The sequence below is a fragment of the Streptomyces sp. NPDC028305 genome (assembly GCF_055569495.1).
In genome coordinates this window covers 780204-792586 of the sequence record NZ_JBVHTN010000005.1, presented here as the reverse complement: position 1 = coordinate 792586, position 12383 = coordinate 780204, and the positions used below count along the sequence as shown (strand labels likewise).

The window sequence follows — 12383 nt, the reverse complement described above, 5'->3', positions numbered from 1 at the left end:
CTCCCGGTACCAGGGCGGGGTTATGGTCACGGCAAGAGCCCTCCGTTTTCGAGAAGTTGGCGGACGCTTTTCACCGCGGCGTCGCCCAGCGGCACCTGGGGAGGGGCGGTGGCCGGGCAGTCGATGACGCCCAGCAGGTGCAGGGCCGCCTTGAAGGCGCCCAGGGCGGAGGAGCTGCCGCCCATCGCGGCCGGGTCGCCGACGTCGGTGATGGCGAAGAGGGCGGCCAGCCGGTCCTGTTCGGCCGCCGCCCGCTCCCAGCGACCCGCCCGCGCGTGCTCGTACAGCCGCACATAGCCCTGTGGGTCGACGTTCCCGAGGCCCGGGACGACGCCGTGCACCCCCGCCAGCAGGGCGCCGTCCACGGCCAGCTCGGAGCCGGTGAGCACCGAGAAGGCGGTGTGCAGCCCGCGTCGCCGCACCTCGACCAGGAGGCGGCGCAGCGCGCCGTCGTCCCCGCTGCTGTCCTTGAGCCCGGCCAGCGTGCCCTCGGCCGCGAGCGGGAGGACGGTGGCCGGGGTGAGCTTGGTGTGGACCGCTGCCGGGATGTCGTAGGCGAAGAGCGGCAGCCCGGCGCCGCCGCGGATGCGCCGGAAGTGGTCGGCGATCTCCACCGGGTGGGTGCGGGTGTAGAAGGGAGCGGTGGCGACGAGGCCGTCCACGCCCGCCCCGGCCGCCGTACGGGCGTGGTCGAGCACCCGCTCGGTGGTCATGTCGATCACCCCGGCGAGCACCGGCACCCGCCCGGCCGCGGCCTCGGTCACGGTCTCCAGGACGGCGCGCCGCCGACGGTCGCTCAGATAGGCGGCCTCGCCGCTGGATCCGAGGACGAACAGGCCGCTCACCCCGGCGCCGATCAGCCGCTCGGCGAGCGCGGCGAGGGAGCGGGTGTCGACCTCGCCGGTGGGGGTGAGCGGGGTGCACAGGGGTGGGACGACACCGGTGAGCGGAGTCGACAGACTCATCGAGACCCAGCCTTCTGACAATCGAACGGATATTTCGGTCATTCAGGACGTCGGACGTCCTATGTTCGCGGCTGAATCTGACGGAGCGCCACCACCGTGTCAAGCCCCCGTACGCATCGGCGCCGGCCCCAGCGCGCCGTCCGAATCCCGCCAGCACCCGCCACCCCCGGCGGCCAGCATGGACGCCATGAGTGAGAACTACGAGATCCGGGCCATCGCGCCCGAGGTGCTGAAGCAGCTGCGGATCGCCGACGACGCGGGCGATCCGCCGCGCATGGTGGTCGACGAGGAGGGAGGCAACCCGCTGCGCTGCTGCCTGGGCCGCAGCCGGCCGGGCGAGACGATCGCGCTCGTCTCGTACGCCCCGCTGCGCCGCTGGGCGCTCGAGACGGGCGCCACGCCCGGCCCGTACAGCGAGGTGGGCCCGGTCTTCATCCACGTCGAGGACTGCGGCGGCTGGCCGGGCGGCGGCTACCCGGACGCCATGCGGGGCGAGCGGCGGGTGCTGCGGGCGTACTCCGCCCAAGGCGACATCCTCGGCGGGCTGCTGCTGAACGGCGGGGAGACGACGATCGAGGAGGGGCTGAGAGAGGTCTACCGCGATCCGGAGGTGGTCGCGGTGCACGTACGCGCCGTCGAGTACGGCTGCTTCCAGGTGGAGACGCGGCGGACGGCCGGCTGACCGCCGGTTACGCGCCCGCCAGCGCCCGGCGGCACAGCGCGTCGGCCCGCCGCGTGGTCTCGGGCAGCCGGTAGTCGCGGGCCAGGTGCAGCGCGTACGCACAGGCGTCCGCGAGGCTCACCCGATGGCCGACGGAGACGAAGACCGGCTTCACGCCGTCCTGCGTGCGCAGCGCGCGGCCGACCTCCTCCGCCCCGTCCAGGAGCGGTGACCACTGCCCGCGGCGCGGGCCGGGGGCGTCGTGGTGGAAGGTGAAGGGGTTCTTGGCCACGCCGATGGTGGGCAGCCCGGTGAGCACCCCCAGGTGGCTGGCCAGCCCGAAGCGGCGCGGGTGGGCGAGGCCGTAGCCGTCGCAGACCACCACGTCGGGGCGGTGGCCGAGCCGGTCCAGGGTGGCCAGCGCGTCGAGGACGGCCGGGATCTCGCGGAACGCCAGCAGGCCGGGCACATACGGGAAGGTGACCCGGCCGACCGCCGTGGCCTCCCCCACGACCGCGAGGCCGCGCGGGTCCAGCGCGACGGCGGCCGCCGCGACCACGCCCCGCTCGTCGTCGTACGCGACGTCCACGCCCACCACGGTGCCCGCGCCGCCGCCCGGCGCGGGCAGGTCCCCGCCCACCAGGACGGAGCCGCGCAGCCGCTCCTGGGCAGCGGCCGCCTCGGCCTCCGTCGTCGGCCAGCCCGGCGGGAGTTCGTAGCTGGGCTCGGCGGCGGGCCCAGGGGCGGCAGCGGGGTCGGAAGTGCTGGTCATGGTGTCCCCCACGCTACTAGCCTCGCGATCATGTTCGTATTGGAGCTGACCTACACCGCGCCCATCGAGCGCATCGAAGCCGCGCTCCCCGACCACGTGACCTGGCTGGAGGGGCTCTACGCCTCGGGCGACATCATCGCCTCGGGCCGCAAGGTGCCGCGGGACGGCGGGATCATCCTGGCGGTCGGCGACGACCGGGCCCGGGTCGAGCGGCTCGTGGCGACCGACCCGTTCTCGGTCGCGGGCCTGTGCGAGTACCGGATCACGGAGTTCCTGGCCACGAAGACCGCTCCCGAGCTGGCCGCCCACCGCCGGCAGCCGCCGTCCTGACTCACCCCCCGGCCGGCTCCAGACGCGCGACCCGGCCCCGTTCGCCCGCCGCCCAGCAGCCGAGGTCCGCGGCGCAGTCCACGGTGTCGTACGAGCCCTGGTCCACCGTGCGCCAGGTGCGGCCGCCGTCGCTCGTCACATCCGTGCCCGTCGGGCCGACCGCGAGCGCGGCGCGACGGCTGTGCGGCAGCCAGGTGACGCCCGAACGGTACGCGGGCGGCGGCTCGGCGGCCTCCGTCCAGACGGCCCCGCCGTCCCGGGTGACCGCGGCCGCCTTCGGGGAGGGCTGCCCGGCGCGGTAGTCGCCGCCGACGGCCAGGCCGGTGCGGGTGTCGCGGAAGGCGAGCGCGAAGACGCCGCGCGCCGGGTCGCCGGCCGGGAGCGGCGCGTCGGCCACCGTCCATGTGCGACCGCGGTCCGCGGAGTGGAACACGCGCGCGGTGGCCGCGCCTCCGGTGGCGAACCACGCGTCCCGGCGCCCCGCGCTGACCAGGCACTGCCCGCCGGCCGCGAACGCCGCCTCGCCCGGCTGCGCGGCGGGCATCCCGTCCGAGGGCAGCACGCGCCAGCTGCGGCCGCCGTCACCGGTGGACAGGACGCGGTACTTGCCGTCGACCGGATCGCCGAGCGCGATGCCGTTGCGCGCGTCGAAGAAGGTCAGGCAGTCGTAGAAGGCGCGCGGGTCGGTGTTGCGGAAGCTCTCCGTCCAGGTCGCGCCGGCGTCGTCCGTACGGAAGACCCGGGACGCCTCGCCCTCACCGATCGCCAGCACCACCGCGCGGCGCGCGTCGAACGCCTCGACGTCGCGGAACTCCAGCCCCTCCGCGCCCGGGGGCGACACGTCGCGCCAGCTGCGCCCGCCGTCGTGCGTACGCAGCACGGTCCCCTTCGAGCCGGCCACCCACGCCGTCGTACGGCTGACGGCGGCGAGCCCGCGGAACCGGGCGTCGGTGCCGGTGTCCTTCAGCCGCCACCCCGCCTCCGACAGGCCCTTGTCGCGCGCCGGTTGGGCCTGCGCGGGCGCGGCGGCCAGCGCCGACGCGAGCGCCGCAGCACACACCCCGGCCGCCACCGCGCGTCTCATCGTCCCCTTGATGCCCTTGATGCCCTTGATCCCCTTGTCCCTCATGGGGCCGGAAGCTAGCCCATGCGCGGGACGCCGTCCACGGGCGAGTGAGGCCGGACGCCGAATCGCGGGATCTCACGCGAAGGGCGCCCGCTCGTGAGCGGGCGCCCCTGTGCCGGCGGGACCTAGTTGTTGTCCCAGCCGTTGGCCCCGCCGCGGCCGGGCGCGGAAGGCTGCTCGCTCGCATCGGCCGTCTTGTTCGACTTGGCCGGCTTGCCCGGCTCCGCGGCGGGCGACTCGGTCGGCGACGCGGTCGGCTCGGGCGTCGCGCTCACGGTCTGGCCGGGGGTCTGGGTCGGCTTGGGCGTGGCGCTCTGCGTACGCGTCGGGGTCGGCTGGGTGGCCGGGGGCCGGGTGGGGGTCGTCGCCGTGGCCTTCCCGCCACCGCCGGCCCCTGTGGTCGGCGCCGACGGCGCCGGGGACGCCGACGCGCTCTGCGGGGCGCCGGATGCGCCGGTCGTGCCGCGAGCGGACGAAGCCGACGGGGACGGCGTGGACGGGGACGGGGACGGCGAACGGTCTGCGGCGCCGCTCGACGGGCCGTCCGCGGCGGAGCGCCCCGAGGAGGCGTCGCCCGACGCCTGCCCCGACGCGCCGGACCGCGCCGACTCCGCGCCCCACGCCGGCGAGGACCCGTCCGAGGACGGCGCGGAGGAGGGCGTCGAGGCCGCCGTGCCCTGGTCCTGTCCGGGCGAGTCGCCGTTCGTCAGGACCAGCCCGGCCGCGACCGCCGCCCCCGCGAGGGCCAGCGCACCGGCCGCGGCAGCGACCGCGACCGGCCGCCCTGCCCGGGTCGCCCGCCCGCGCACCCGGTTGCCGGCGGTGCGGGCCACGGTCGCCAGCTTGACGGTCGCCGGGGCGGCGTGGGCCCCGCCCGAGGACAGGGCGGCCACCGCGCCGCCCTCGCGGGCGAGCGGCACCAGGTACTCCGCGGTCCCGCGGGCCAGGAGAACCATCAGGGCCGGGCCCACCAGCGCGGGCAGCCGGGCGTCGGCCGCCATGAGCCGCTCCATGCGCGCCCGGCAGTCCGCGCAGCCGGCCACATGGACCGCGACCTGCTCCGCCTGGGACGGGGAGTCGACGCCCCGTACGTGCTCGGGGAGGCGCTCCCAGCACCACCCGCAGGCCGGGTCGGCCGGGGCGCCCGGCTGGGCGCGCAGGAAGTGCTGGCGCATGCCGTCCCGGGCCCGCTCCAGGGCGGCGGCGGGGCTCACCCCCGCCTCGCCCCGGCGGCCGGTCGACGCCACCGGCGCCTGCCGCTCCGCCTCCGCCTGCCAGAGCGCCTTGACCCACCGCTGCGGCAGATCCTCTATGACGCCTGCCAGCAGCTCGGCGTAGGAGACGGTCTGCCCGCGGTCGCGACTCGCCGCGGCCAGGGCGAGGTCGCGCACGGCGGCCTTCAGGGCGGCCGGGACGTCGCCGACGGACTGACCGGACCGCAGCCGCCGCCAGACGACAAAGTACGCCTCCGCGACGGCGTCCTCCGCGGCCGAGGGAGTGCCGACGAAGGTGCGGGCGAAGCCGACGAGGTGCGGATGGTGGTCTTGGTGGCGCCGGATGTAGGTATGCGCGTCCGGCGCTGTGGGACCTTCGGTCATGGTGGAACAACCCCTGAAGTGATGCCTCGCCGCGGCCGCGGTTTTGTAACAGCTCAGCACGGCACCTGAGACTTTGCGTGGATTCCGCAAGCCTAAATGTCGCATCTCCACCCGAAAACATGGTCGTGACACACGTCACGTCCGCAGCGGGTGCACTGGGGTGATCGCCCATACGTCTTAAAGGCGTAGAGAGAGGCAAGGACCCGCACCGATCGCAAGGGAGCAGGCGTTGACCACCACCGTCATCGATCAAGCCGTCCAGGCCCGCCTCATCGCGTCGACGCCCGAGGCGCGCGCGATTCCCGCATGCCTGCGCTACGAGCGCGAGGACCCGTTCGCCGTGCGCGTCTCCTTCCCGCCCGCCGCGTCCCTCGACGGGGCGGCGGTGGAGTGGACCTTCGGGCGCGAGCTGCTGACGGCCGGGCTGCGGGGCCCGGCGGGCAGCGGCGATGTGCTGGTGTGGCCGTGTGGCCCGCACCGCACCGTCCTGGAGTTCCACGCCCCGGAGGGCATGGCCATGGTCCAGTTCGACACCGACGATCTCCGGCACTTCCTCAGCCGCTCGTACGCCCTGGTGCCGGAGGGCAGCGAGAGCGCGCGGCTGGACCTGGACCACGGCCTGGCCGCGCTGCTGCGGGAGGCCTGAGGGGGCAGGGCCGCCTGCGGTGCCCGCCGTGCCCGGCGCCGACGCCGGGCCCGCCCCCTCTCCCGGGCACCCTGCTTCCCCCTGCCCCGCCCCCTCCTGCCCCCGCCCCCCGTTCGGCGCCCGTTGCTCAGTGTGACGGCGACGCGCACCCCCCTTGCGCGCGCGTAGCCGGCACATCCGGGCACGGACCCCGGCCCCCCGCTTCCCCCGTCCCCCCGTTCCCCCCGTTCCCCCCGTCCCTCAGCCGCCGCTGAGCGCTACTCCTGGTAGAGCTTGACGACCGCGGTCGTCGTGGTCCGCCTGAAGTCGGCCAGCGGTGCCTGGTCGTATCCGCCCATCTCGCCCCACCGGACGATGGTGACCGTCCGCCCGTCACGGCCCACCCCGAAGAGGTGGATGCCCGGCTCCGAGTCCGGGTACGAGGTGTGGACGCCGTAGACGTGCGCCCCGTCCTCGGCCTGGAGCGCGCCGTAGTCCCGCCAGGAGGCGGTGCCCTGCGGGAACTGCCGCTCCCAGTCGGCGGCGCAGTTCCGGATCTTCTTCTCGGCGGCCGCGGCGAGCTTCCGGGCGGCGTCCACCGTCCGGGTCCTGACCACGATCTGGGCGGCGCCCGTGTCGTACTCGGTCCAGAACGTCCGGTGGGTGGCTCCCGCCGAGGGCAGGGTGTTCTCGACGCAGAACGGAGGGGTCTCGGGCAGGCCCTTCGTGACGTCGCTCGCGTACCAGTCCGACGCCGGGTGCGGCGGCAGCTCCTTCGGCACCAGGTGGGCCGGAACCGACTGGACGCTCGCCTGGGCCGGCCCGGCGCCGACGACGGCCAAGGCGGCGGCCGCGGCGGCCGCGCCGAGGGCGGCGGCGCGGCGGGAGCGCTTGTGGTTGTGGTTGTGCATGCGGTGTTTCCCCGTCTCTACGGTCCGCGTCCACGCGGTCCGGGTCGTGCGGCCCGAGCGTGTGCGGCCCGGGTCTGTGATCCGCCGCAACGCTCGCGGCGACTGGTCCCCAGCGTGGGCGGCGCTGTGCCGCCGCCGCCAGGGGTGGCGCGGCATGCGGAACGCGGGAATGCCTGCACGTACTCTGACTTGGGGGAATGACAACTGCCTGGAACGCGGTCGCGGAACGGTGGAACGTGAGTGCGGGCGGCGGTGTATGGATTCATGGGGGGTGGCTCAGGTGGGCAGCGGGGAAGAGATCGCGGAGTTCGCGGAGAGTCTGCGCAAGCTGAAGGACCGTTCGGGCCGCAGCTACGGCGTGCTGGCGGCGCGGCTGCATGTCAGCGCGTCGACGGTGCACCGCTATTGCAACGGCGACGCGGTGCCGGCGGAGTACGCGATGGCGGAGCGCTTAGCTCGGCTGTGCGGGGCCACCCCGGAGGAGCTGGTCGCCCTGCACCGCCGGTGGATCCTGGCGGACGCGGCGAGACGGGCGGCCTCCGGCCGCGGCGGGGTCGTCCGGCCGGCCCCGCCCGACGGCAGCACCGATGCCGCGACCGATGACGCGACTGACGACACGATCGGCGTCGCGGCGGGCCCGTCTCCCGATGGCGCCGCCGCGGCGGATCAGCCGGGCCGGGCGGCCGGGAGCGGCGCCGAGGGCGGCGCGCCGCCGACGAGCGCCGCGGGCCCGCGGGCGGCGAAGGCCGCGGGGAAGGCCCGGCGCGCGGCGGACCAGGGGCGGCTGCGGTCCGTTCCGGCGGCGGGCGGGGCGGTCGGGCGGCCGGTGGGGGCGGTCGGGGCCGGGCTCCGCGTCTGGCGGACCCGGCCGTGGGCGCTGGTGCTCGGGGCGGCCGCGGCGGCCGTCCTCGCCATCACGGCCGTGGAGGTGCGGCCGCCCAGCGGGGACGAGCGGAAGGACGCCGCCGCGTCCCCCGAGCCCTCGGCGGCCCCGTCCGGGTCCACACCGCCGGCCAGGCCCACCGCGCGGGGCGACCTGAAGAAGGACGACACGGCACACGAGCGTGCGTCGGCCTCGCCCCGGGGCGGCGGGCGGCGCGGCGCCGCGTCCCCCTCCGCGTCGCCGGGACGGGGCGGATCCGGCGGCGGCGCGGACGGCGGCGGCTCGGGCGGCTCGGAGGGCGGCCGGGACGACAAGCCCGGCAGCGGCACCCCGCTCACGCTCAGCACCCGCTCCCATGTCTGGGAGAGCAGGTGTGACCACCGCTATCTCATCAACCGCCCGCCGTCCCAGGTCGCCCCGCCGCCCGTCGAGCAGGACGCCGCGGCCTGGGCGTCCGCCCATGGCGCGGTGCACGGCGGCACCACGAACGTGGAGGTGACGGTGAAGGGCCGCTCCGAGTCGGCCGTGGTGCTCCGGGACCTGCACGTCCGGGTGGTGGGGCGGCGCACCCCGCTGCCCTGGTCGTCCTTCGCGATGAACAACGGCTGCGGCGGCTCCCTGACCCCGCGTCTCTTCTCCGTCAACCTGGACGCCGCCCGCCCGCTGGCCGTCCCGACGGACGGCAACGACGCCGGCGAGCCGATCCCCGCCGTCCGCTTTCCGTATCGCGTGTCCGACACGGACCCGGAGGTGCTGCTGATCAACGCCCGCACGTCCGGCTGCGACTGCGACTGGTACCTGGAGCTCGAGTGGACCAGTGGTGACCGCGAGGGGAGGATACGGATCGACGACCACGGCGCGCCGTTCCGCACCAGCGCCGTCAAGGGGCGCCCGGAGTACGGCTATCAGTTCGAAACACACGTCTGGCACCGCGATGATTAGGCGTTGCTGCCAGGGGCGCTTACTCCTGTGCGGTCGAGAGGAGAAGCGCGGCGTCGCGGACGTCCGGGTGCGGATGGCGGCGCAGCGCGCGCAGCCGGGTCCGCCAGGGCTCCGTCCACGTGGTGCGCGCGCCGCCCACCTCGGTGAGGGTGACGGCGAACAGCCCGGAGGCGTGCGCCCCGTCGTCGCCGAGGTCCTGTGCGGCCCGCAGCAGGGCCTCGCTCCGGCCGGGCCGCGCGGCGGTGCGCAGCCTCTGGTGCAGGGCGTCGGCGGTACGGGCGGCGAGCGCGGGCCGGGTGGCGTGCAGACGGGCCAGCCGGGCGAGTGCGGCGGTGAGCACCCCGGGCTCGGCGTCCAGGTCGACGGCGTTGACGAGCACTTGGGCGGCGTCCGCGACGAAGGGCTCGTAGCCGGCGAGGAGTTCGGCCGCCGCGGTCGCGACGGGCCGCATCGTGCCCGGCCGCATCCGGCTGTGCTGGGCCAGCCTGGCCGTGATGCGTCCGATGCGGCGGCGGGCCGGGCGGTCGCGGTCCGGGTCGGCGTCGGGCGTCCGCGGGTCGGTGTCGGCGGCGGCGAGGGCCGCGAGGACCCAGGCCAGGGGGTTGTCCTCGGGCATGCCGTCGGGGACGGCGGCCATCAGGTCGATCAGCGCGTCGGCGGCGGACTGCCAGCCGGCCCGGTCGTCCAGGTCGGTGGCGGCGGCCACCAGCACCACGGCCGCGTCCGGCGCCCAGGGGGCCCAGATGGCGAGCGCCGCGTGGCCCGCCCCGACGACCTCGGGGTCGTCGGTGTCGCACACGTCCCGGATGAGGCGGGCGTAGCGCTCCCGGTGGAGTTCCGGCAGGTCCAGGGGGCGGGTGCGCAGCACGGCCCAGCGCGGCTCGCGCCGCCCGCGGGCGGCGGCCGACAGCAGCTCCCAGGCGGACTCGTGGCCGAGCAGCCCGGTCGCGAAGGCCACACAGGCCGCCCGCACGTCGTGGTGCTGTCCCGGCGCGTGGTACGCGTCGGCGAGCAGCGCGGCGGCGTCGGGGGCCGGAAGCCGGGTGGCGGCCAGCCGCGCGGCCTCCTTGCGGCTGGTGACCTTCGCGGGCACGGCCGCCCCGCCCTCCCCGGCGGCGCCCGTCCCCTCGCCCGGTGCGAGCACCCCGCGCAGCAGCCCCTCCAGCCGCGAGGGCGCCATGAAGAGGGTCGCTCTCGTCGCCGCGTAGACCGCCACCCGGGCCCGGTCGCCGCCCGCGTGGGCGAGCAACAGGGGCAGGTGCTCCGCCGGGCGGTCGGTCCAGGCCAGGGCGGCGAGGGCGGCCTCGGCCAGGACCACGTCGTCGGAGCCGGTCCAGGCCAGGGCGGCCTCGGCGCCGTGGTCCGGGATGCGCGCGGCGGCGGCGATCGCCCCCACGCGCTGGTCGGTGCGCAGCGAGCCGTCGGCGGCGGCGCGGGCGAGGATCCGGGCGGCGGCGGCGCGCTGCCGGGGCAGCCAGCGGCCGATGCCGTGGTCGACCGGGGGCGTCCAGTGACTGCCGGGCGTCAGAAAGCGGCCGTAGGGAGGGGTGTCGTCCAGCACGACATCGAGCAGATCCGTGCGGCGGTGCGTCAGCACGTCGAGGACGGACGGCAGCACGGCCGTCGAGGGCTCGAGCGCCAGCAGCTCGGCGACCCGCTCGTCGCGCCGGGCGGGGTCCTCCAGCCACAGCCCCACGGCCGTGCGGACGGTGTCGTTGCTGCCGAACTGGATGGCCTGCCGCAGCAGTTCCTGGAGCTCGGGCATGGCGTGCGCGCGGCGCCCGAGCGAGCGGGCGAGGGCGAAGGTCAGCTCGTGGTCGACCCGGTCCGCGCCCGCCTCCAGCCACGGCCGCAGCGCCTCGAAGACCGCCTGCTCCTGGCCGCGCCGCAGCGTTGCCTCGAGCCGCCCCAGATCGCCGCGGCCGACGTTCCCGGCGAGCCGGGTGACGGTGCGCAGCGCCCAGCCGATCAGCTCGCGCCGGCCGGTGACCGCGTGTTCCCGCAGGAGGGCGACGGCCAGCCGGTGCAGGGCCTGCCGGGTCGCGGGCGAGGAGTCGCGGGCCTGGATGGCGTCGGTGGCGACCCGGTCGAGGTGTTCGGCGGCCGCGTCGAGGAAGAGGGAGGGTTGGGTGCCGGACAGCGCGCGCAGCGCGGCCGACCGCACCGGGTCCTGCTCGTTGCGCAGCCGCTCCAGCAGGGCCAGCAGGGAGGTGACCGCCTCCGGGTCGCCGGAGCGGGCGGCGTTGCGGATGAGGAGGGGGTAGGCCAGCGCCCGGTCGTCGGCCGAGGAGCGGCGGGTGGCCCGCAGCAGTTCCTCGCGCGCCTCACCGACCGGCAGATACGAGACCGCCTCCAGCACCGTGATCCAGGGCGCGCCGCGCTCGCGCGCCCGCTCGGCCATCCGGCGCGCCTCCGCCTCGCGGCGCGGCCGGGGCAGCACCTCGAGCAGGACGGGCTCCAGTTCGGCGTGGGTCAGGTCGCGTTCGGCGACGGCCGCGTCGAAGAAGGCGGGGCGGCGGGAGGGCGGGAGGGCGGCCAGCAGCCGGGACAGGGCCTGGGCGTCGTGGCCCAGCGCCCGTGCCAGGTGGGCCAGTTCGGGCGGGTCCGCGCGGACCAGGCGGCGCAGCACGGCCCGGTCCAGGCCCCGGCCGCGCAGGACACCGGCGCGTTCGGGCGTCAGCAGGAGCCGTATCGTGCGGCCGGGTTCGGCGGCGGCCAGCGCGCCCAGCCGGTGCCACACCGGGAGCGGCAGCAGGCCGTGGCACAGCCGCTCCAGCAGCCCGAGGGCCCGCTGCGGCTCGGCGCGCGCCGCGAGGGCGACACAGGAGGCGTGGCGGAGCCACCAGTCGCCGCGCAGCGCCTCGGGGAGCGCGGCCAGCTGCCGCTCGGCCTCGTCGAGGACCGCCGCGGGGTGGCGGGAGGCCAGCGCGCGCCAGCTGCCGACGGCGTGGAAGAGGCCGGGGAGCAGCCGGGCGACGGTCTCGGGTCCGCAGGCGGGCAGCACCCGCGCCGCCTCTACGTCGCCCCACCGCTCCCGCAGCGGGTCGACGAGGCGGTCGGCGAGCGCGGTGCGCCGCCGGGCGACGACCGTACGGGCGAGCCGGCCCCGTATGGCGGCGGGGGCGTCCTCGAAGGCCGCCTCCAGCGCGGCGTCCGTGAGCTGTCCGCGGCGCGCGGCCTTGAGGGCGTGGCCGCGCACCACGGGGTCGGGGTCGGTCAGCCGCCCCTCCAGATAGGCGGTGCGGCCGCCGACCGCCGCGGCCATGGCGGCCAGCCCCCGCTCGTATCCGCCGCGCTCCGACAGCGCCTCGAGCAGCCCGGCGAGCTGTCCGTGCGCGCTCGCCGCTCTCGCCCGCAGGGCCAACTCCCGCATGCGGCGCCGGTAGGGCAGCGGATCGAGGGCGGCGAGCAGCTCGTCGGCCAGGGCGTGCGAGGCTTGCGGATCACGGACCATGGCAGGGATTGTGCACGCCGCGCGGCCGGCCGGGGACCGCGCCCCCGGCCGCGGCTCCCCGACGGGGACGGGCACGGCACCGCCCGGCCCGGCCGCGGCACGCCGTGCGAGGGCGG

10 protein-coding genes are annotated in these 12383 nt (G+C 76.7%); 4 read left to right on the top strand and 6 right to left on the bottom strand.

Features of this window, described 5'->3' with window-relative positions; genetic code table 11:
• Positions 1 to 26: 26 nt before the first annotated feature.
• Positions 27 to 965 (bottom strand): dihydrodipicolinate synthase family protein, encoded by a 939-nt coding sequence (locus ACZ4WQ_RS24350; RefSeq protein WP_311725613.1) that lies wholly within the window; start codon positions 963 to 965, stop codon positions 27 to 29.
• A gap of 187 nt (positions 966 to 1152) precedes the next feature.
• On the opposite strand from ACZ4WQ_RS24350, the gene ACZ4WQ_RS24345 reads away from it, so the two are divergent.
• Entirely contained in the window at positions 1153 to 1647 is a 495-nt protein-coding gene (locus tag ACZ4WQ_RS24345; protein WP_311725612.1) for a DUF1203 domain-containing protein, read from the top strand.
• 7 nt (positions 1648 to 1654) lie between these two features.
• Here ACZ4WQ_RS24345 and ACZ4WQ_RS24340 read toward each other — a convergent pair whose 3' ends face one another.
• Positions 1655 to 2398: an endonuclease V gene (locus ACZ4WQ_RS24340; RefSeq protein ID WP_361189915.1), complete on the bottom strand. Its 744-nt coding sequence runs from the start codon at positions 2396 to 2398 to the stop codon at positions 1655 to 1657.
• A 30-nt stretch (positions 2399 to 2428) separates the two neighbouring features.
• On the opposite strand from ACZ4WQ_RS24340, the gene ACZ4WQ_RS24335 reads away from it, so the two are divergent.
• Positions 2429 to 2728, top strand: a complete 300-nt coding sequence (locus ACZ4WQ_RS24335) for a YciI family protein (protein WP_311725609.1) — start codon at positions 2429 to 2431, stop codon at positions 2726 to 2728.
• A 1-nt stretch (position 2729) separates the two neighbouring features.
• On the opposite strand, the gene ACZ4WQ_RS24330 is transcribed toward ACZ4WQ_RS24335, so the two are convergent.
• The gene (locus ACZ4WQ_RS24330; protein ID WP_385344652.1) at positions 2730 to 3857 is read right to left on the bottom strand and encodes a WD40/YVTN/BNR-like repeat-containing protein; all 1128 of its coding nucleotides are present in this window, start codon (positions 3855 to 3857) and stop codon (positions 2730 to 2732) included.
• 122 nt (positions 3858 to 3979) lie between these two features.
• Positions 3980 to 5452 (bottom strand): zf-HC2 domain-containing protein, encoded by a 1473-nt coding sequence (locus ACZ4WQ_RS24325; protein WP_398373956.1) that lies wholly within the window; start codon positions 5450 to 5452, stop codon positions 3980 to 3982.
• Positions 5453 to 5681: 229 nt separating this feature from the next.
• Here ACZ4WQ_RS24325 and ssgD point away from each other — a divergent pair, with 229 nt between their 5' ends.
• A complete protein-coding gene (gene ssgD / locus ACZ4WQ_RS24320) occupies positions 5682 to 6098 on the top strand; it encodes a spore wall synthesis regulator SsgD (protein WP_311725606.1) in 417 nt (138 codons plus the stop codon).
• 257 nt (positions 6099 to 6355) lie between these two features.
• Here the strand turns inward: ssgD and ACZ4WQ_RS24315 are convergent, their stop codons facing one another.
• A complete protein-coding gene (locus tag ACZ4WQ_RS24315; protein WP_398373955.1) occupies positions 6356 to 6988 on the bottom strand; it encodes a hypothetical protein in 633 nt (210 codons plus the stop codon).
• Between the two features lie 280 nt (positions 6989 to 7268).
• Here ACZ4WQ_RS24315 and ACZ4WQ_RS24310 point away from each other — a divergent pair, with 280 nt between their 5' ends.
• Positions 7269 to 8813: a helix-turn-helix domain-containing protein gene (locus ACZ4WQ_RS24310; protein WP_398373954.1), complete on the top strand. Its 1545-nt coding sequence runs from the start codon at positions 7269 to 7271 to the stop codon at positions 8811 to 8813.
• A 19-nt stretch (positions 8814 to 8832) separates the two neighbouring features.
• On the opposite strand, the gene ACZ4WQ_RS24305 is transcribed toward ACZ4WQ_RS24310, so the two are convergent.
• Positions 8833 to 12267 carry a hypothetical protein gene (locus tag ACZ4WQ_RS24305; protein WP_398373953.1) on the bottom strand — a complete coding sequence of 1145 codons (3435 nt, stop codon included), beginning with the start codon at positions 12265 to 12267 and terminating at the stop codon, positions 8833 to 8835.
• Between the last annotated feature and the right edge of the window lie 116 nt (positions 12268 to 12383).